Here is an 18,562-nt window from a genome sequence, read left to right as displayed (position 1 = left end):
CTCTTTCCATTCGATGACGACGCTCACCCTGATCGTCGCTCGCGCCAGCAACGGCGTGATCGGCCGAGACAACCAGTTACCCTGGCGACTGCCCGAAGACCTCAAATTCTTCAAGCGCACGACGATGGGCGCGCCCATCATCATGGGCCGCAAAACGCATGAATCGATCGGCCGGCCACTGCCGGGACGCCGCAACATAGTCGTCACGCGCGATGCCTCGCGACGCTTTCAGGGCTGCGACACCGCGACCAATCTCGACGAAGCGCTCGTGCTCGCCGCGCAGGACCAGGCGCCGCAGGCGTTTCTGATCGGCGGCGCAGAGCTCTACGACGAAGGGCTGCGCCATGCGGACAAGCTGATCGTCACCGAAATCGCCGCCGACTTCGACGGCGACGCGACCTTCCCCGCAATCGACCCGCAGGTGTGGGAAGAAATCGCGCGCGAAGCGCATCACTCGAATGCGCCCAACGACTTCGATTACGCATTCGTCACGTATCAGCGCAAGGACGTCTGACGGCGCGCGCCGCGCAAGCGATAAAAAACGCCACGCAACGTTCAGTTGCGTGGCGTTTTCGTTTGATACGGGGCTGCGCTGGAACGCGCCGTGCGGCTTACTGCCCCGCGATCGTCATCCGCTCGATCAGCACCGAGCCGGTCTGCTTGGTGCCGCGCGTGATCGTATCAGCGCCGACCGCGACGATATGGCGGAACATCTCCTGCAGCGTGCTCGCGACCGTGATTTCCTCGACCGGATACTGGATCTTGCCGTTCTCGACCCAGAAACCCGACGCGCCGCGCGAGTAGTCGCCGGTCACGTAATTGACGCCCTGCCCCATCAGCTCGGTTAGCAGCAGACCGGTGCCGAGCTTCTTCAGCATCGCCTCGAAGTCGTCCTCGGGGCGCGTGTTCGAACTGAGCAGCGACAGGTTGTGCGAGCCGCCCGCGTTGCCGGTGGTCTTCATGCCGAGCTTGCGCGCCGAGTAGGTGGACAGGAAGTAGCCCTCGACGACGCCGTCCTTCACGACCGAGCGCTGGCGCGTGCGCACGCCTTCCTCGTCGAACGGCGCGCTGCCCATCGCGCGCGCGACGTGCGGGTCTTCGACCACCTGCACGTGCGGCGCGAACACCGGCTTGCCGAGGCTGTCGACCAGAAACGAAGTCTTGCGATACAGCGCGCCGCCGCTCGTCGCCTGCACGAATGCGCCGAGCAGGCCCGCCGCGAGCGGCGCCTCGAACAGCACCGGCACCTTGCGCGTGTCGAGGCCGCGCGCGCCGATGCGCGCGAGCGCGCGCTGCGCCGCGTAACGACCGACCGCTTCGGGATCGGCGAGTTCGTCGGCGCTGCGCGTCGACGTGTACCAGTCGTCGCGCTGCATGTTGCGGCCGCTGCCGGCGATCGGCGCGCACGCGACGTAGTGGCGCGAATACGGATAGCCGGCGAGGAAGCCGCGCGAGGTCGCCAGCACGAACTGCGAGTGCTGTGCCGACACGCTCGCGCCTTCCGAGTTCTTGATCTGCGGATCGGTCGCGAACGCGGCGTCTTCGGCGCGGCGCGCGATTTCGACCGCTTCGTCGGCGGACAGATTCCACGGGTGGTACAGATCGAGGTCGCGCGGCGCGGTTTCGAGCAGCTCCGCTTCGGCGAGGCCCGCGCAATTGTCTTCGGCGGTGAAGCGCGCGATGTTGTAGGCGGCCGCGACCGTGTCCTTCAATGCCTGCCGCGAGAAGTCCGAGGTGCTCGCGTTACCGCGTTTGTTGCCGATAAACACCGTCACGCCGACCATCTTGTCGCGGTTGTGCTCAATCGTCTCGACTTCGCCGCGCCGTACCGAGACGGACAGGCCGTCGCCTTCGGAGATTTCGGTCGCGGCGTCGGTGCCGCCGAGCGCCTTCGCGTGACGAAGGATGTCCGAGGCGATTTCCTTCAGCTCATCCTGGGTATGCGGAAAAAAGCGCTGCTTGACGTCCATGTCTGCTGCCATTGTGGTTGCCGTCCTGTTGGGGCCGCGCGGCCCTGGGTATGCACACCGTATTCGGGGCAGGCGCGCGGGTGCGGGATAAATGCATCCCGCGATCATAGCAAGGTACGCGCCGCCGCGGGTCGGGCCGGCGCGGCAAGTTACAATACCGGCATGACACGCAAAACCCGCATTCAACCGATCGAATCCGTCGTCACGGAAGTCGACGAAAACGGCTACGATCGTCCGAGCAAGTCCCAGGTCAAACGCGAAATGCAGGCGTTGCAGGATCTGGGCTTGGAACTCGTCGCGCTGCCGAAAGACGCGCTCAAGCGCATGCCGATGCCCGAAAAGCTCGACGAAGCCGTGCGCGAAGCGCGCCGCATCACCGACCACGAAGGCAAGCGCCGCCAGATCCAGTACGTCGGCCGCGTGATGCGCTCGCTGCTCGACACCGAAACCGCCGCGCTGCGCACCGCGCTCGACACCTACAAGGGCATCAACAAGTCGGAGACGGCGAAGCTCCATTGGATCGAGCGCACCCGCGAAAAGCTGCTGGCCGACGACGCCGCGCTGACCGAGTTCATCCGCCAGCACCCGAGCGTCGACCCGCAGCAGGGCCGCACGCTGATCCGCAACGCGCGCAAGGAAGCGGAGCAGAGCAAGCCGCCGCGCTACTTCCGCGAGTTGTTCCAGTGGATCAAGAGCGCGGCCGGCACCGACGACGAAGCGGAAGACGCGCACGCCCCCAACCTCGCCGCGGAAGACGACGATGACGACCGCGACGCCTGATCGACGTAAGCAGCGTCAGCACCCCGACGAAATCGTGATCGGCCTCGTGTCGATCAGCGACCGCGCGTCGACGGGCGTTTACGAGGACAAGGGCATTCCGGCGCTGCAGGAGTGGCTCGGCGCGGCCTTGAGCTCGCCATGGCAGGTGGTCACGCGGCTGATCGCCGACGACGCGCCGACCATCTCGGCGACGCTGATCGAGCTGGTCGACGAAGTGGGCTGCGATCTGGTGCTGACGACCGGGGGCACCGGACCGTCGCGCCGCGACGTGACGCCCGAGGCGACGCTCGCTGTCGCGACCAGGGAGATGCCCGGCTTCGGCGAGCAGATGCGGCAGATCAGCCTGAATTTCGTGCCGACCGCGATCCTGTCGCGCCAGGTCGCGGTGATCCGCGAAACCGAACGACACGCCGCGCTGATCATCAACCTGCCCGGCCAGCCGAAATCCATCAGGGAAACGCTGGAAGGCCTGCGCGATGACGGCATGGTCAAGGTACCAGGGATTTTCGCGGCGGTGCCGTACTGCATCGACCTGATCGGCGGCCCTTACGTAGAAACGAACGTCGACGTGGTCAAGGCGTTCCGGCCGAAAAGTGCGCAACGCGCGCCGCGGCAAGACTGAGGTTCGAGGTTCGTGGCCTGCCCGTGCAGGCCCGCGCTTTACTGAGCGCTCGCGGCGGCGTCCGGCGCCGACGGCACAAGGAAATGCTCGCGGTAGTACTTCAGCTCGTCGATCGACTCGTGGATATCGGCCAGCGCCGTGTGCATCGCGCGCTTCTGGAAGCCCTTGTAGATGACCGGCTGCCAGCGCCGGCACAGCTCCTTCAGCGTACTCACGTCGAGGTTGCGGTAGTGGAAGAAGCTCTCCAGATCCGGCATCCAGCGCGCCATGAAGCGGCGGTCCTGGCAGATCGAGTTGCCGCACATCGGCGACTTGCCCGGCGGCACGTACTGGCCGAGGAACTCGCGGATCTGCGCGGTCGCATCGGCCTCGCTGACAGTCGACGCCTTCACGCGATCGATCAGCCCCGAGCGGCCATGCGTGTTCTGGTTCCACGCGTCCATCTTCGCGAGCGTTTCATCGCTCTGATGAATCGCGAGCACCGGACCTTCGACCATCCTGTCGAGCGTCGAATTCGTCACCACCACCGCGATTTCGATGATGCGGTCGGTGTCGGGCTCGAGCCCGGTCATTTCCATGTCCAGCCAGACGAGGTTCATGTCGCTGCGCACGAGCGGCGGCTGTTCGGTGGATGCGAGGATGTCAGTCATGAAGGCAACCCTGAGGGCCGCGCGGCGGGCTTCGCTGGAAACCCGCACGGCGCGGCATGTGTTCGTTTGAAATCGATTCGCGCGGTTCGAGCCGGGCCGGCCGCGCCAAAGCGCCGCCCTGAACTGCTCCCGGAACTCTTGCGTTGAACCGTCGCTTTAAACCGTATCTCCGCCGCGAGGCGGGAAGAAACATATAATTCTCGCATAGATACCACGGAATCCCCGGATGCCTACCCTGTACTTCACCGCCCTGTTCGTCCTCGCCGTCGTCGCGATGGTCGGCACCAAACTCTGGCTCGCGTCGCGGCAGATCCGCTTCGTCGTCGCGCATCGCGAACAGGTGCCGAGCCAGTTCGCGAACACCATCGCGCTCACCGCGCATCAGCGCGCGGCCGACTACACGGTCGAGCGCACGCGGCTCGCGATGGTCGAGATCGTCGTCGGCGCGGCCGTGCTGATCTGGCTCACGCTGCTTGGCGGCGTGCAGATGCTCGATCTCGCGATCTCCGACTGGCTCGGCCGCGGCTACGTCGGTCAGATCGCGCTGGTTGCCGCTGTGATCGCGATCACGAGCGCGATCGACCTGCCGTTCGATTACTACCGGCAGTTCGTCATCGAGCAACGCTTCGGCTTCAATCGCATGAGCAAAAGCCTGTTCTTTTTCGACCGTCTGAAGGGCGCGCTGCTCGGCATCGCGTTCGGCCTGCCGTTGTTGTTCGTCGTGCTGTGGCTGATGAACCGTGCGGGCAACCTGTGGTGGCTGTGGGCATGGGTCGTGTGGGTCGCGTTCCAGATGTTCGGCCTGCTGATTTTCCCGACCTTCATCGCGCCGCTCTTCAACAAGTTCGAGCCGCTGAAGGATGAAGCGCTCGTGACCCGCATCGAGGCGCTGATGAAGCGCTGCGGCTTTGCCGCGAAGGGCCTGTTCGTGATGGACGGCAGCCGCCGTTCGGCGCACGGCAACGCGTACTTCACCGGCTTCGGCGCGAGCAAGCGCATCGTGTTTTTCGACACGCTGCTCGCGCGCCTGTCGGGCCGCGAGATCGAAGCGGTGCTCGCGCACGAGCTCGGCCACTTCAAGCGTCGTCACGTGATGAAGCGCATGCTGGTCACGTTCGCGATCAGCCTCGCGATGCTCGCGCTGCTCGGCTGGCTGACGCAATGCGTGTGGTTCTACGAAGGGCTCGGCGTGCGGCCGTCGCTCGTCGGCGGCAATAGCGGACTCGCGCTCGTGCTGTTCTTCCTCGCGCTGCCCGTGTTCATGTTCTTCGTCACGCCGCTTGGCAGCCTCAGCTCGCGCAAGCACGAGTTCGAAGCCGACGCGTTCGCGGCGACGCAAACCGACGCGCACGATCTCGTCAACGCGCTCGTCAAGCTGTACGAGGACAACGCGTCGACGCTGACGCCCGATCCGATCTACACCGCGTTCTACTATTCGCATCCGCCGGCCTCGCAGCGGATCGACCGACTGCTGCAGCACGCATGAGCGGCCGCGCTCCGAAGAAGGCGTCGCGCGGCGCGTCGGCCACCGCATCCGGCATGTACGGCGTGCGCACGGGCGGCGTCGTGGTGGCCGCGCACGGCCGCCACTATCTGGTCGCTCCTGAAGACGGCGGCGCGTTGCTGCAATGTTTCCCACGCGGCAAGCGCAGCGAGGTCGCGGTCGGCGATCGCGTGATCTATGAGCCGACCTCGGCGGATCAAGGCGTGATCGTCGAGATCGGCGAGCGGCGCAATCTGCTGTATCGCTCGGATCAGTACAAGTCGAAGCTGTTCGCCGCGAACCTCGACCAGTTGCTGATCGTGCTCGCCACCGAGCCGCATTTCAGCGAGGATCTGCTCGGCCGCGCGCTCGTCGCCGCCGAGGCGAACGAATTGAAGCCGCTGATCGTGCTGAACAAGATCGACGTCACCGATGCTCTGGACGGCGCGCGCAAGCGGCTCGAGCCGTATCGCGCGCTCGGCTATCCGGTGCTCGAAGCGTCGATCCGGATGCAGCCCGAGGCGGCACGCGCCACGCTGACCGAACATCTGCATGGTCACGCGACGCTGCTGCTCGGCCAGTCCGGCATGGGCAAATCGACACTCGTGAACCTGCTGATTCCCGATGCCGAAGTCGCGACGCGCGAGATCTCGACCGCGTTGAACAGCGGGCGCCATACCACGACGTTCACGCGTCTTTATCCGCTGCCGCGGTCGGAGGGCACGACCGGCGTGAATGGCGTCAACGGCGCGGCCGGCGCGCTGATCGACTCGCCGGGCTTTCAGGAATTCGGCCTGCATCACCTGAGCGAAGGCCGGCTCGAACGCGCGTTCCCCGAGTTCCGGCCGCTGCTGCCAAACTGCCGTTTCTATAACTGCCATCATTTGCACGAGCCTGGCTGCGCGATCCTCGAAGCCGTCGCCAACGGGCGCATCCGCCGCGAACGGCATGCGCTTTATGCGCAGCTCGTGCACGAGGCGAGCCAGATCGTCCGCTGACATGAAACTGATGCGCGCGCCGAACCTGATCATCGGACAGCATTGGGTCAACGTGCTGGAGACCGCGGGCATCGCTTGCGAGCTGCACAACCGCTATCTGAACGGGGCGCTCGGCGAGATTCCGGCCGACCAGTGCGCGCCGGAGCTGTGGCTCGTCGATGAACGCGATGAGGCGATCGCGCGGCGGCTGATCGAAGCGGCCTCGCGAGGACCGGCACCGGGCGCGCCTCCATGGCAATGTCAGCAGTGCGGCGAGCTGCTCGAGGCGCAGTTCACCGTGTGCTGGCAATGCGGGACTGTGCGCGATCCGTTGAAGGGGTGAAGCGGAGTCGGGAATTGAAGAAGCCGGGCATTGCCCGGCTTCTTCTTGTGCTGCGCGCGTGGCCTGGCCGCTTCAGGCGAGCCACACCGCGATGGTCAGCATCAACAGCAGGATCATCCACAGTACGACTGCACGCCACACCAGCCCCACTGCCGATTGCAGCGTGCGCGGCGTGCAGTCGTCGCCGACCTGCACCGGACCGCCGTCGCCGGTGGCGAGCGCGTCGAGGCTCGACGGCTCCGCGAGTGGCCCGGCCAGGCGCGCGCCGAGCGCCCCGCTGCCCGCGGCGAGCAACACGCCGTCGTTCGTATCGGGCCACTGCCGCGCATGATTGCGCCACGCGTAAATCGCATCCTCGAAATTGCCGACGATCGCAAAGCCCAGCGACGTCAGCCGCGCCGGCACCCAGTCGATCACGAAGAACGCGCGCTGCGCGAAGCTCGAAAACGCGACGGTGCGGTCGTCGGCCGGCCGCGCCCATGCGCGCGCGAGATATTCCGCGCAACGGTACAGCACCGCGCCAGCGGGACCGACCGGAATCAGGAACCAGAAGAACACGCCGAACACATGACGATGCGACGCGACCACCGCGTGGATCAGCGTGTGACGCACGATCTCGCTGACCGGCATGTCGACGGTCTCGAGCCCGGTCCATTCGTTGAGAATTTCGCGCGCGCGTGGCACGTCGTCGTTGTTCAACGCGAGATGGATGTCGGTGAAGTAATGGCTGAACTGCCGGAAGCCGAGCGTGAAGTACAGCACCACGACATTCCACAGGAACGCGAGCATGAAGTGAATGTGATACAGCACGTAGTAGACGAGCGCGACCGCGAGCGTCCAGGGCACCACCACGACGAGCCACGCGAGCAGACCGTGACGTTGCTTGCCAGCATCGAATCCGTGCGCCGCCGACTCCGCATGGTATTGAAGCAACGCGGACAACGGATTGTTCGGCGACAGCGCGCGTACCTGTTCAATGATCAGAGCCAGCAATACGGAGAAAAAAGTCATGCGATGCGCCGTGCTTTTTAAGTTTTTTACGATTGTTTTATAACGATAGCACAGGGTCGGATGAGTCTGAACGCGGATGCTGACAAAGCGCCGACAAGTGCGTCGTTCGCGCAACTGTGCATCGTCGACGCGGCGATGCGAGTCACGTAATTTATGCGGCGAGGAACCGATACAGGTTGCGCAGCATCGCCGCCGTCGCGCCCCAGATGAAATGATGGCCGCCTTGCACCGCTGCTGGCGTGACCGTCTGCGCTTGGTGCGCGCCGCGCTGCTCGGCGGCCTCCGGAGCCACCGTCAATTCGCCGCGCGGATACGGCATCGCGAAGAAGCGGCGCTCTCCGCCCTCGTAGCGGAACAGGCGCTCTTCGTGGTTGGACGGGTCCATCAGGAACGCGAGCGGCACTTCGAAGACCTCGGCCACTTCGAGCGTATCGATCTCCAGCGAGAACGGCGGGTGCACAAGAGCGACGACCGGCGACACGCGAAAGCCGGTGCCAGTGAGATAGTCGGGCAACGCGCCGAGAACTTCGACGCGCGACGCGTCGAGGCCCACCTCTTCGTGCGCTTCGCGCAGAGCCGTTGCGGTCGCATCAGCGTCGAACGGTTCCTGGCGGCCGCCGGGAAAACTCACCTGACCGGCGTGATCGTTCAGATGGTCCGCGCGCTGCGTGAGCAACACGGTAAGACCGCGCGCGCGCACGACGAGCGGCACCAGCACCGCGGCCACGCGCGGATCGAGGTCGGTATTGCGCCACGGCGCATCGGCAATTTTCTCGGGTGTCCAGGCAAGCTGCCGATCAAAGCGCGCCCGCAGTGCATCGGGCGTCAGACGCTCGCGCGCGACCGGTGGCAGATCGGCGCCTGTCGCGATGACAGGCAGAGTTTCGGGCTCAAAGACGGGGCGGATCAACGGGTCTCTCTGATGAGCGTGGACATGCCGCTATTTTGACCTGGCCAACAAAAAAGCACCCGCGAGGGGTGCTTTTTCTTACAGCATTTACGCTTGGGAAGCAGCGCGGTCTTTCGAGACCAGCTTTTCCTTGATTCGAGCCGACTTGCCCGAACGCTCGCGCAGATAGTACAGCTTCGCACGACGCACATCGCCGCGACGCTTGACGACGATGCTAGCCAGCAGCGGCGAATACGTCTGGAACGTACGCTCGACGCCTTCGCCCGACGAAATCTTACGGACGATGAACGACGAATTCAGACCACGGTTACGCTTGGCGATCACGACGCCTTCGTAAGCCTGCACACGCTTGCGCGTGCCTTCAACCACGTTCACGCTGACGATGACCGTATCGCCCGGACCAAAATCCGGAATGGTCTTTTCGCCGAGAACGCGCGCGATTTCTTCCTGCTCGAGTTTTGCAATCAGATTCATCACTGACTCCTAGATCCATCTTGTCGGCGTTCGTACCTGCCTCACGCGCTTACTGCGTTGGGCTACGGCCCCGATAGAGGATGGGTTCACATCTGGCACCGCACACGCATGCACGGCACCGCCTTGTGTCCGCTCGAAAGACCGGGGCCTCAGGCCTTCGGCTCTTCCTTCGCGAGACTCGCGAGCCACGCCTCGTCGGCACGGCTCAGCATTCTGTTCTTTCTGGCCTTCACGATCAGATCGGGCCGCTTGTTCAACGTGTTGCGCAATGCTTCGCGCCGCCGCCACGCTTCGATTTCCGCATGATGGCCGCCGAGCAGCACATCAGGCACCCGCACGCCCTCGTATTCCTCGGGACGCGTGTAGTGCGGACAATCGAGCAGCACATCGACGAAGCTATCCTGCACCGCCGACTGTGAGTCGTTCAGCACGCCAGGCAACTGACGCACGACCGCATCCATCAACGCCATCGCGGGCAACTCGCCGCCCGACAGCACGAAGTCGCCAAGGCTTACTTCTTCGTCGACGACACGGTCCAGCAGACGCTGGTCGATCGCTTCGTAGCGCCCGCACAACAGGATCAGACCGGGTTCGGCCGCGAACTTCATCACGCGCTCGTGATTCAGTGTGGCGCCTTGCGGCGACATCATCACGACGCGCGCCGCGCCGATGCCCTGCTCCGACTGCGCCGCTTTCGCGGCACTGATCGCGTCTTCGAGCGGCCGGGCCAGCATAACCATGCCGGGGCCGCCGCCGTATGGGCGATCGTCGATCGTGCGGTAGTTGTCGGTCGTGAAATCGCGCGGATTCCACGTACGCAACCCATAGCGCTGCTGCTTCGCGGCCCGGCTGGTGATACCCCAGTCAGTCAGCGCGCGGAACATTTCTGGAAAGAGCGTCACGACATCGAACTGCATCGCTCTCCCCGCTCAACGATAGATTTCAATAGTCAGCTTCCCAGTCGACGACGATATGCTTTGCCGCCTGGTCCACCGTTTTGACAAAGACGCCGACGAACGGGATCAAACGCTCGCCTGCGACCGGCTTGCCGTTTTTGCCGGTAGCCGGATATTCGATGCGCAGCACCGACTGCGCGCCGTTGTCGATCATGCTGGCGACTTTGCCGAGGTTGAGCCCGGCGAGATTCACCACGTCCAGGCCGATCAGATCGACCCAGTAGAATTCGTCGGCTTCGAGCGCCGGAAATTCGCTACGGCCGATGTATACGCGAGAACCACGCAAAGCCAACGCCGTATCGCGGTCAGCGACGCCACCCAGACGGGCGACCACGCTGTCGCTATGTGTTTTGGCCTGCAAGGACGGCGCCGATTTGCGCTCCTGGCCTTTCAGCAGCCACCAGCGCTTCGCGCTCAGCAAGACGTCGCCGCCTTGCCCGGCATCCGCATGCGCGGCTACCTTGACCCAGCCTTTGAGACCATAGGCGTCGACGATTGCGCCGACTTCGACCGCATCGGCCGGCCAGCTTGCCGCCGTTTCGATGCGCATTTCTGCAGCTTCGAAATCGGCGTTCGCGGCATCGGCTTGCGCCTCTTTCGCCTTGCCGTCGGTTCGTTCGACCGGCTTGCGGACGAATGCACCGAACGACGCCTGACCAGACGCCTTTGCGCGCGAAGCTGCCTTGACGCTACCAGAACTGCCGGAATCACGCTCAGACATCGAATAACCTCGACAACAACTTCGCAGCCTGCTTTGGCGTCTGCTTCAGTAAAACAAATTGCGCATCGGACTGCTCACGCGAGTTGCGCGAGCCGCCGGCCGAACCGACGACGATACGCCTGCGGGCCGCCATATCAAGCAGCCGGCTGCGCCTTTTGCGCTTCCTTCACGAGACGTTCGACGGTCGGCGACAGTTGCGCGCCAACACCTTGCCAGTACGTCAGGCGATCCTGAGCGATACGCAGGGACTCGCCCTTCGTAGCGACCGGGTTGTAGAAACCGACGCGCTCGATGAAGCGGCCGTCACGACGGCTGCGCGAGTCGGTGGCGACGATGTTGTAGAACGGGCGCTTCTTGGAGCCGCCACGAGCCAAGCGGATGATGACCATACTAGAATCCTTGAAAACCGGGGTTCGGAACGACTGAAACAGGCGATTATAGCGGGAAAGCGACGCCATAACAAACACTTACCGGGATAAACTGCGGAAACGGGCTGCACCCACCTTCTACAAGAGGTGCGAGAACCCGCTCAAACGCCCGAATTACCTGAAGGAGCGCCCGTGCAACGCCAGCCGAAACTCCCGTTTCCGTTCGCCTTTCGTGCCTTTTTCGTACGCTTTGCCGGACTTTCGCGCACCTCGTGCAGCCGGATTCTACGTGCGGTAGCGGCCGCGGTTATCGCCGCGCAGGCGTTGACGGCAATCGCCGCGCTGCCCATCGAGAAAATCAAGCTGCCGCCGGGCTTTCACATCGAAGTGTTGTCGGACGAGGTGCCGAGCGCGCGCGCGATGACGTTGTCGCCCAAGGGCATTCTCTACGTGGGTAGCGACGATGGCCATGTGTATGCGCTCGAGCTGCGGAACGGCCGCGTGACGGCTCACCACGTGATCGCGTCCGGGCTGCAGATGCCCGCCGGCGTCGCGTGGCGCGACGGCGCGCTGTATGTGTCGGCCGTGTCGAAAATCGTGCGCTTCGATGCGATCGACTCGCACCTGAACGATCCGCCGAAACCGGTCGTTGTCACCGACAAGCTGCCAACGGACACGCATCACGGCTGGAAATTCATCGCGTTCGGCCCGGATGGCAAGCTGTACGTGCCGCAAGGCGCGCCGTGCAACATTTGCCAGAGAGATCCGGACCGCTTTGCGATGATTGGCCGCATGAACCCGGACGGCAGCCACTACGAGGTCGTCGCGCGCGGCATCCGCAATTCCGTCGGCTTCGCGTGGCATCCGGTCACCCACGAACTGTGGTTCACCGACAACGGTCGCGACCTGCTCGGCGACGATATTCCGAGCGACAAGCTCAACCGCGCGCCGCATGTCGGCATGAACTTCGGCTTTCCGTACTGTCACGGCGGCGACACGCCCGACCCCGAGTTCGGCAAGGATCATCCGTGCAGCGAATTCACGCCGCCAGTGGTCAAGCTTGGCGCGCACGTGGCGGCGCTTGGCATGCGCTTTTACGACGGCCCGATGTTTCCCGCCGACTACCGCAACAATATCTTCATCGCCGAGCACGGCTCGTGGAACCGCAGCAAGAAGGTCGGCTACCGCGTCGTGCGCGTGATCACCGACCCTGACGGCAGCCACGCACGCCAGCAGGTCTTTGCCGAAGGCTGGCTGCAACCCGGCGAATCGGTCTGGGGCCGCCCCGCCGACGTGTTGCCGCTGCCAGACGGTTCGCTACTGATCAGCGACGATACCGCCGGCGCAATCTATCGCATCACGTATTCAGCGCCGTAACACGCGGATGCACGCATGTCCGGCTGAACGGCTGCACACACCCTGAGCCAGGTCCGGCGCATCTCGCCGCCCCGCTTTCAGCCTGGGCGATCGTCCTCCACGTGACCGCCCGCGCGCCGCAGGCGTAGAATGCGCGTCGGTCCGCGCCCCCGCGGCGCGCCGCTCCTTTCGACCGCCCGTCACTCTGCCCACGCGTTCATGCCCACCGCTGCCTCGACTTCCCCGCGCTTCAGATCCAAGACGCTCACCGCCGCGTTGGCGTTCCTGTTCGGCAGCCTCGGCGCCCACCGCTTCTATCTGTACGGCACCCGAGACATCTACGGCTGGGCGCATCTACTCGGCACGCTAATCGGCATTCCCGGCGTGATGCTGCTGGTCGCGACCGAGCGCGCGTCGATCCTGGGCTGGATGCTCGCGCCGTTCGGCGCGGTTTCGCTGTTTGCCGCGTTTCTGGCGGCGCTCGTCTACGGGCTGCGTCCTGATCAGAAATGGGATGCGCAATTCAACACCCACACGCAACGCAAAAGCCGCTCCGGCTGGGCGGTCATTTTCGTCGTGATCTTTTCGCTGCTGATCGGTGCGTTTCTGCTGATGACCGGTCTCGCGCTCGCGTTCCAGACCTACTTCGAAAGTCAGGTCGAAGCGGCCAAAGCGATTTCGCAGTAATGCCCCGTGGCGGGACCCGCAGACGTTCCTGCGCGCTAGAAAAGCCTCAGTTGCGGATTGTCGCGCGCCGGTGCGCTCACCTGCTCGGCGCGCGGCGGCTCGATCCGGCGGAAATGCGACATGTCGAGAATGCCGCGGTCGCGCCCGTTCAACCCTAACCGGCGCACGGCCTTGTGAAAGCGCTGCCTGAGCAGATCCGCCCATAAGCCCTCTCCCTTCATGCGGGTCGAGAACGAAGAATCGTAATCCTTGCCGCCTCGCATGTCGCGCACACGGCTCATCACGCGCTCGGCCCGATCCGGGAAATGTGCGCCCAGCCAATCCTTGAACAGCGGCGCGACCTCCCACGGCAGCCGCAGCACGATATAGCTCGCATTGCTGGCGCCCGCTTCTGCGCATGCTTCGAGCACGCGCTCCATATCCGGTTCGGTGACGAACGGGATCACCGGCGCGATGCTGACGCCGACCGGAATGCCCGCCTCGCTGAGCGTACGGATCGTGCGCAGCCGGCGCGACGGCGTGGCCGCGCGCGGTTCGAGCGTGCGCGCGATGTCGGCGTCCAGCGTGGTGATGGTGATCGCGGCCATGAATTGCCCGCGCCCGGCCATCGGCGCAAGCAGGTCGATGTCGCGCTCGATCAGCGATGATTTGGTGATCGCCCCGAACGGGTGGTTGCGCTCGCTGAGCACCTCGATCACACGACGCGTAAGACGCAAGTCACGTTCGGCCGGCTGCCATGCATCGGTGGCGACGCCGAGCGCGATCGGCTCGGGTACATAGGATTTCTTCGACAGTTCCCGCTCGAGCAGTTCGGGCGCGTTGATCTTCGCGTAGATGCGGCTTTCGAAATCGAGCCCGGGCGACAAGCCCAGGTAGCTGTGCGTGGGCCGCGCGAAGCAATAGATGCAGCCGTGTTCGCAGCCCCGGTAAGGATTCAGCGACACATTGAACGGAATGTCCGGCGACGCATTGCGTGTGAGGATGGTTTTTGCGCGCTCCTCGAACACCTGCGTGCGCAGGACCTTCGGCTCCCCGTCTTCGTCGTCCGTCTGCCAGCCGTCGTGGACGGCTTCGCGCTGGTCGACTTCGTAGCGGCCTTGCAGGTTCGTGACCGCGCCGCGCCCCTTGCGAGGCGCCGGCGGCGCGATCGGAAATTCGGGAATGTCAGGGGTGTCGGGGTCATCCACGGCGGGCCACGCAAAGCAAACGCAAACAGGAAGCGCCAAAGGAAAGCGGCGCAAAACACCTGTATAAATATACAGTGTTTACGCCGTTTGTCGAGCACTTCGTTGGTCGCTTGATGCGCGTCCAACCCCGTCAGTGAACCGGCACCTACTCGCCCACCGCGATCGTCAGCGTCTCCTTGATTTCCTCCATCACCACATAGCTCTTCGACTGCACCGCGCCCGGCAGCTGCAGCAGGATGTCGCCGAGCAACTTCCGGTAATCGGCCATTTCGCCGATGCGCGCCTTGATCAGATAGTCGAAATCGCCCGACACGAGGTGGCACTCGAGCACCTCGGGGATCTTCTGCACCTCGCGCCGGAACAGATCGAACATGTTGCCACTCTTGTGATCGAGCGTGATCTCGACGAACACGAGCAGCGCCGCGCCCAGCTCGGCCGGGTTCACGCGGGCGTAGTAGCCGGTGATCACGCCGTCGCGCTCCATCCGCTTGACGCGCTCGATGCACGGCGTCACCGACAGACCGACCTGCTCCGCCAGGTCCTTCATCGCCATACGGCCGTCCTGCTGCAGGAGCCGCAGGATCTTGTGATCGAGCTTGTCGAGAGCCCGCACGGGCTGGCGCTGGGTACGCATGGTGTTTTTTCTAAAAATGATGAAAATACAATAACAAAACCTGTCTCACTGTCAATAGTATAGCGGTTAACACTGGGCAAACGGCATTTCACCTCACATTGCAGCTCGCTGAATCGAATCAGATCGAACCTCCGACGAGCGCCTTGCCCTCACTCAATTTTTGGATATCTGGAGCAGCTATGCGAGTCGTCGTTTTGGGCAGTGGCGTCGTCGGCGTGACGAGTGCGTATTACCTCGCGCGCGCCGGTCACGAAGTGACCGTTATCGATCGCGAAGCCGGCCCGGCGCTCGAAACCAGTTTCGCCAACGCGGGCCAGATCTCGCCGGGCTACGCTTCGCCGTGGGCCGCCCCGGGCGTGCCGCTGAAGGCCGTCAAGTGGATGTTCCAGAAGCACGCGCCGCTAGCGATTCGCGTCGACGGCACCGCGTTCCAACTGCAATGGATGTGGCAGATGCTGCAGAACTGCACGGCGCCGCGCTATGCGGTGAACAAGGGCCGTATGGTGCGGCTGGCCGAATACAGCCGCGACTGCCTGCAGGCGTTGCGCGCCGACACCGGCATCGAGTACGAAGGCCGCACCGGCGGCACGCTGCAGGTATTTCGCACGCAACAGCAGTTCGACGGCGCCGCGAAAGACATCGCCGTGCTGCAGGAAGCCAACGTGCCATACGAGCTGCTGACGGCCGACGAACTCGCCAAGGCCGAACCAGCCCTCGCCGCGGTGTCGCACAAGCTCACCGGCGGCCTGCGCCTGCCCGGCGACGAAACCGGCGACTGCCAGATGTTCACGACGCGCCTCGCGGCGCTCGCCGAGGAACTGGGCGTCAAGTTCCGCTACAACACGTCGATCGACGCGCTCGCGATGGCGGGCGGCCGCATCGCCGGCGTGCAGTGCGGCAGCGAGCTCGTGCGCGCGGATTCGTTCGTGGTCGCGCTCGGCTCGTATTCGACGCGCTTCCTCGATGGCATAGTGAAGCTTCCGGTCTATCCGCTGAAGGGCTATTCGATCACCGCGCCGATCGTCGACGCGGCTGCCGCGCCGGTGTCGACCGTGCTCGATGAGACCTACAAGATCGCGATCACGCGCTTCGACGACCGGATCCGCGTCGGCGGGATGGCCGAGATCGTCGGCTTCGACAAATCGCTGCGCGAGGCGCGCCGCGAGACGCTCGAGCTTTCTGTGAATGACCTGTTCCCGGGCGGCGGCGACACGTCGAAGGCGACGTTCTGGAGCGGTCTGCGGCCGATGACGCCGGACGGCACGCCGATCGTCGGCCGCACGCCGGTGCCGAACCTGTTCCTGAACACCGGCCACGGCACGCTTGGCTGGACGATGTCGTGCGGCTCGGGCCAACTGCTCGCCGACTTGATGTCGGGCAAGCAGCCCGCGATTCGCGCGGACGATCTGTCGGTGCATCGCTATCTCGGCGAGACCGCGGGCGAGCATCGGCCGGCGTATGCGTGAGTTTGAGTGCTTGCGCTGACGCGGCCCTGGCCGCGGCGCAGGCCGCAACAAACAGCAGCCGTACAAACAAACGGCGCCTCGCGGGGCGCCGTTTGCATTTCAATGTGCTGCCGCGATCGCGGCCGGCATCGAGGCATGCTCAGAACTGGTCTTCCGACAAAGCCAGCACGCCCTCGCCACCCTTCGCGCTGACGATCGCCACTTCGAGCGCCGCCGCCTGTGGCAACACATGCTCGGCGTAAAACCGCGCGGTCGCGATCTTCGCGTCATGAAACGCTGGGTCCTCGTCGCGCTTCGTCGCCGCGGCAAGCTGCGCACGCGCCATCTGCCAGCCGCCCAGCACGATGCCCGCGAGCTTCAGATAGGGCACGCTGCCCGCGAACACCGCATTCGGATCGCCCTTCGCATTGGCGACGACGAAATCGACGACCGCGCCAAGCGCGCGCCGGCCCTGCGCGAGCTGTGTGCGCATCGATGCGAACGCCGCGCCCTGCTGCGCGCCAAGCGCTTCAACCGTTTCGGCGACGCCAGCGAGCAGTTCCTTCGCGACCTTGCCGCCGTCGCGCAGCGTCTTGCGACCGATCAGGTCGTTGGCCTGGATCGCGGTCGTGCCTTCGTAAATCGGTAGAATGCGCGCGTCGCGGTAGTACTGGGCAGCGCCGGTTTCCTCGATGAAGCCCATGCCGCCATGCACCTGCACGCCGAGGCTCGTCACGTCGATCGACAGCTCCGTGCTCCAGCCCTTCACGATCGGCACGAGGTATTCGTAGATCGCCTGATGCTTCGCGCGCGTCGCATCGTCCGGATGACGATGCGCGATATCGCAGTGCGAGGCCGCGAGGTAGGCGAGCGCGCGCGACGCCTCGGTGAGGCTGCGCATCGTCGACAGCATGCGGCGCACGTCCGGGTGCTGGATGATCGCGACCGACTGCTTCGCGGAGCCGTCCACGGGACGGCTCTGCACGCGCTCTTTCGCATACGCGACCGCCTTCTGATATGCGCGATCCGAGATCGCGACACCTTGCATGCCGACCGCGAAACGGGCGGCGTTCATCATGATGAACATGTATTCGAGGCCGCGATTCTCTTCGCCGATCAGCTGACCGAGCGCGCCGCCGTGATCGCCGAACTGCAGCACGGCGGTCGGGCTCGCCTTGATGCCGAGCTTGTGCTCGATCGACACGCAATGCACGTCGTTGCGCTCACCGAGCGAACCGTCTTCGTTGACGAGAAACTTCGGCACAAGGAACAGCGAAATGCCTTTCACGCCATCGGGCGCGTTCGGCGTGCGTGCGAGCACCAGATGCACGATGTTCTTCGCCATGTCGTGCTCGCCCCACGTGATGAAAATCTTCGTGCCGAACAGCTTGAACGAACCGTCGGCCTGCGGCTCGGCGCGCGTGCGTACGAGCGCGAGATCGGAGCCGGCCTGCGGCTCGGTCAGGTTCATCGTGCCGGTCCATTCGCCTGAAATCAGCTTGGGCACGTAGGTCTGTTTTTGCGCTTCGCTGCCAGCGGTTAACAGCGCTTCGATGGCGCCGTCGGTCAGCAACGGACACAGCGCAAAAGAGAGGTTCGACGCGTTGAGCATTTCGATGCAAGGCGTCGCGATCAGCTTCGGCAGGCCCTGGCCTTCGTAGTCGAGCGGATGTTGCACGCCCTGCCAACCGCCTTCGGCAAACTGGCGGAAGGCTTCCCTGAAACCCGGCGTCGCAGTGACCACGCCATCCTTCCAGCTGCTCGGATTACGATCGCCGTCGACGTTCAGCGGCGCGAGCACTTCGCCGCATAGTTTCGCCGACTCGTCGAGCACGGCCTTCGCGGTGTCGAGGTTCGCGTCCTCGAAGCCGGGCAGCTTCGCGATGTCTTCCAGTCCGGCCAGTTCTTTCATCACGAACAGCATGTCCTTGATGGGTGCCGTATAGCTCATTTCGGTACTCCTCCCTTGATATGAAAAAAGGGCGCGG

General features: G+C 64.4%; 20 protein-coding genes. 9 read left to right on the top strand and 11 right to left on the bottom strand.

Translation table 11 applies throughout. The annotated features are described in order from the left end of the window. The first annotated feature begins 13 nt into the window (after positions 1–13). On the top strand, positions 14–514 hold the full coding sequence (locus tag OKW39_RS17175) for a dihydrofolate reductase (protein ID WP_429363300.1): 501 nt from the start codon (positions 14–16) through the stop codon (positions 512–514). 97 nt (positions 515–611) lie between these two features. Here the strand turns inward: OKW39_RS17175 and pmbA are convergent, their stop codons facing one another. Then, on the bottom strand, positions 612–1,982 hold the full coding sequence (pmbA, locus tag OKW39_RS17170) for a metalloprotease PmbA (RefSeq protein ID WP_090801260.1): 1,371 nt from the start codon (positions 1,980–1,982) through the stop codon (positions 612–614). A 150-nt stretch (positions 1,983–2,132) separates the two neighbouring features. On the opposite strand from pmbA, the gene yjgA reads away from it, so the two are divergent. Together yjgA and mog are read left to right on the top strand one after the other, a co-directional pair. Continuing rightward, the gene (gene yjgA / locus OKW39_RS17165; RefSeq protein ID WP_429363297.1) at positions 2,133–2,750 is read left to right on the top strand and encodes a ribosome biogenesis factor YjgA; all 618 of its coding nucleotides are present in this window, start codon (positions 2,133–2,135) and stop codon (positions 2,748–2,750) included. After that, complete coding sequence (mog, locus tag OKW39_RS17160) at positions 2,731–3,372, top strand: molybdopterin adenylyltransferase (protein WP_090801264.1); 642 nt, start codon at positions 2,731–2,733, stop codon at positions 3,370–3,372. The genes yjgA and mog overlap by 20 nt, the downstream gene beginning before the upstream one ends. A 38-nt stretch (positions 3,373–3,410) precedes the next feature. Here the strand turns inward: mog and orn are convergent, their stop codons facing one another. After that, on the bottom strand, positions 3,411–4,022 hold the full coding sequence (orn, locus tag OKW39_RS17155; protein WP_090801266.1) for an oligoribonuclease: 612 nt from the start codon (positions 4,020–4,022) through the stop codon (positions 3,411–3,413). A 226-nt stretch (positions 4,023–4,248) separates the two neighbouring features. Between orn and OKW39_RS17150 the strand changes: the two genes are divergently transcribed. From OKW39_RS17150 to OKW39_RS17140, 3 genes are read left to right on the top strand one after another with little or no spacing between them, the layout of a single operon-like run. After that, positions 4,249–5,508, top strand: coding sequence for a M48 family metallopeptidase (locus OKW39_RS17150; RefSeq protein WP_429563095.1), 1,260 nt, complete (start codon positions 4,249–4,251; stop codon positions 5,506–5,508). Continuing rightward, on the top strand, positions 5,505–6,503 hold the full coding sequence (gene rsgA, locus OKW39_RS17145; protein WP_429563094.1) for a ribosome small subunit-dependent GTPase A: 999 nt from the start codon (positions 5,505–5,507) through the stop codon (positions 6,501–6,503). The genes OKW39_RS17150 and rsgA overlap by 4 nt, the downstream gene beginning before the upstream one ends. Before the next feature lies 1 nt (position 6,504). Continuing rightward, positions 6,505–6,825, top strand: a complete 321-nt coding sequence (locus tag OKW39_RS17140; protein ID WP_090801271.1) for a DUF2007 domain-containing protein — start codon at positions 6,505–6,507, stop codon at positions 6,823–6,825. Positions 6,826–6,897: 72 nt separating this feature from the next. Here OKW39_RS17140 and OKW39_RS17135 read toward each other — a convergent pair whose 3' ends face one another. The 6 genes from OKW39_RS17135 to rpsP all read right to left on the bottom strand — a co-directional run bounded on the left by OKW39_RS17135 (position 6,898) and on the right by rpsP (position 11,286). Next, positions 6,898–7,836: a CobD/CbiB family protein gene (locus OKW39_RS17135; RefSeq protein WP_429363292.1), complete on the bottom strand. Its 939-nt coding sequence runs from the start codon at positions 7,834–7,836 to the stop codon at positions 6,898–6,900. A gap of 151 nt (positions 7,837–7,987) precedes the next feature. Beyond that, a complete protein-coding gene (locus OKW39_RS17130) occupies positions 7,988–8,746 on the bottom strand; it encodes an NUDIX hydrolase (protein ID WP_090801275.1) in 759 nt (252 codons plus the stop codon). 87 nt (positions 8,747–8,833) lie between these two features. Further along, entirely contained in the window at positions 8,834–9,220 is a 387-nt protein-coding gene (gene rplS, locus OKW39_RS17125; RefSeq protein ID WP_013090115.1) for a 50S ribosomal protein L19, read from the bottom strand. Between the two features lie 149 nt (positions 9,221–9,369). Next, complete coding sequence (gene trmD, locus OKW39_RS17120) at positions 9,370–10,137, bottom strand: tRNA (guanosine(37)-N1)-methyltransferase TrmD (RefSeq protein ID WP_184027806.1); 768 nt, start codon at positions 10,135–10,137, stop codon at positions 9,370–9,372. A 25-nt stretch (positions 10,138–10,162) separates the two neighbouring features. After that, positions 10,163–10,897 (bottom strand): ribosome maturation factor RimM, encoded by a 735-nt coding sequence (gene rimM, locus OKW39_RS17115; RefSeq protein ID WP_090801278.1) that lies wholly within the window; start codon positions 10,895–10,897, stop codon positions 10,163–10,165. Positions 10,898–11,031: 134 nt separating this feature from the next. Then, positions 11,032–11,286: a 30S ribosomal protein S16 gene (gene rpsP / locus OKW39_RS17110; protein ID WP_013090118.1), complete on the bottom strand. Its 255-nt coding sequence runs from the start codon at positions 11,284–11,286 to the stop codon at positions 11,032–11,034. A 261-nt stretch (positions 11,287–11,547) separates the two neighbouring features. On the opposite strand from rpsP, the gene OKW39_RS17105 reads away from it, so the two are divergent. Both OKW39_RS17105 and OKW39_RS17100 read left to right on the top strand, forming a co-directional pair. Further along, on the top strand, positions 11,548–12,642 hold the full coding sequence (locus OKW39_RS17105) for a PQQ-dependent sugar dehydrogenase (protein ID WP_425199390.1): 1,095 nt from the start codon (positions 11,548–11,550) through the stop codon (positions 12,640–12,642). A gap of 198 nt (positions 12,643–12,840) precedes the next feature. Further along, positions 12,841–13,308: an NINE protein gene (locus tag OKW39_RS17100; RefSeq protein ID WP_429563093.1), complete on the top strand. Its 468-nt coding sequence runs from the start codon at positions 12,841–12,843 to the stop codon at positions 13,306–13,308. A gap of 35 nt (positions 13,309–13,343) precedes the next feature. Here OKW39_RS17100 and OKW39_RS17095 read toward each other — a convergent pair whose 3' ends face one another. Continuing rightward, on the bottom strand, positions 13,344–14,495 hold the full coding sequence (locus OKW39_RS17095) for a PA0069 family radical SAM protein (protein ID WP_429563092.1): 1,152 nt from the start codon (positions 14,493–14,495) through the stop codon (positions 13,344–13,346). Between the two features lie 145 nt (positions 14,496–14,640). Beyond that, complete coding sequence (locus OKW39_RS17090; RefSeq protein WP_090801287.1) at positions 14,641–15,129, bottom strand: Lrp/AsnC ligand binding domain-containing protein; 489 nt, start codon at positions 15,127–15,129, stop codon at positions 14,641–14,643. Between the two features lie 179 nt (positions 15,130–15,308). On the opposite strand from OKW39_RS17090, the gene OKW39_RS17085 reads away from it, so the two are divergent. Next, positions 15,309–16,595: a D-amino acid dehydrogenase gene (locus OKW39_RS17085; protein ID WP_429563091.1), complete on the top strand. Its 1,287-nt coding sequence runs from the start codon at positions 15,309–15,311 to the stop codon at positions 16,593–16,595. 139 nt (positions 16,596–16,734) lie between these two features. Here OKW39_RS17085 and OKW39_RS17080 read toward each other — a convergent pair whose 3' ends face one another. Continuing rightward, a complete protein-coding gene (locus OKW39_RS17080; RefSeq protein WP_429563090.1) occupies positions 16,735–18,525 on the bottom strand; it encodes an acyl-CoA dehydrogenase in 1,791 nt (596 codons plus the stop codon). Positions 18,526–18,562 lie beyond the last annotated feature (37 nt).

Source organism: Paraburkholderia sp. MM6662-R1 (assembly GCF_050436245.1).
Classification (GTDB): domain Bacteria; phylum Pseudomonadota; class Gammaproteobacteria; order Burkholderiales; family Burkholderiaceae; genus Paraburkholderia; species Paraburkholderia tuberum.
This window is presented reverse-complemented; position numbering and strand designations above follow the sequence as displayed.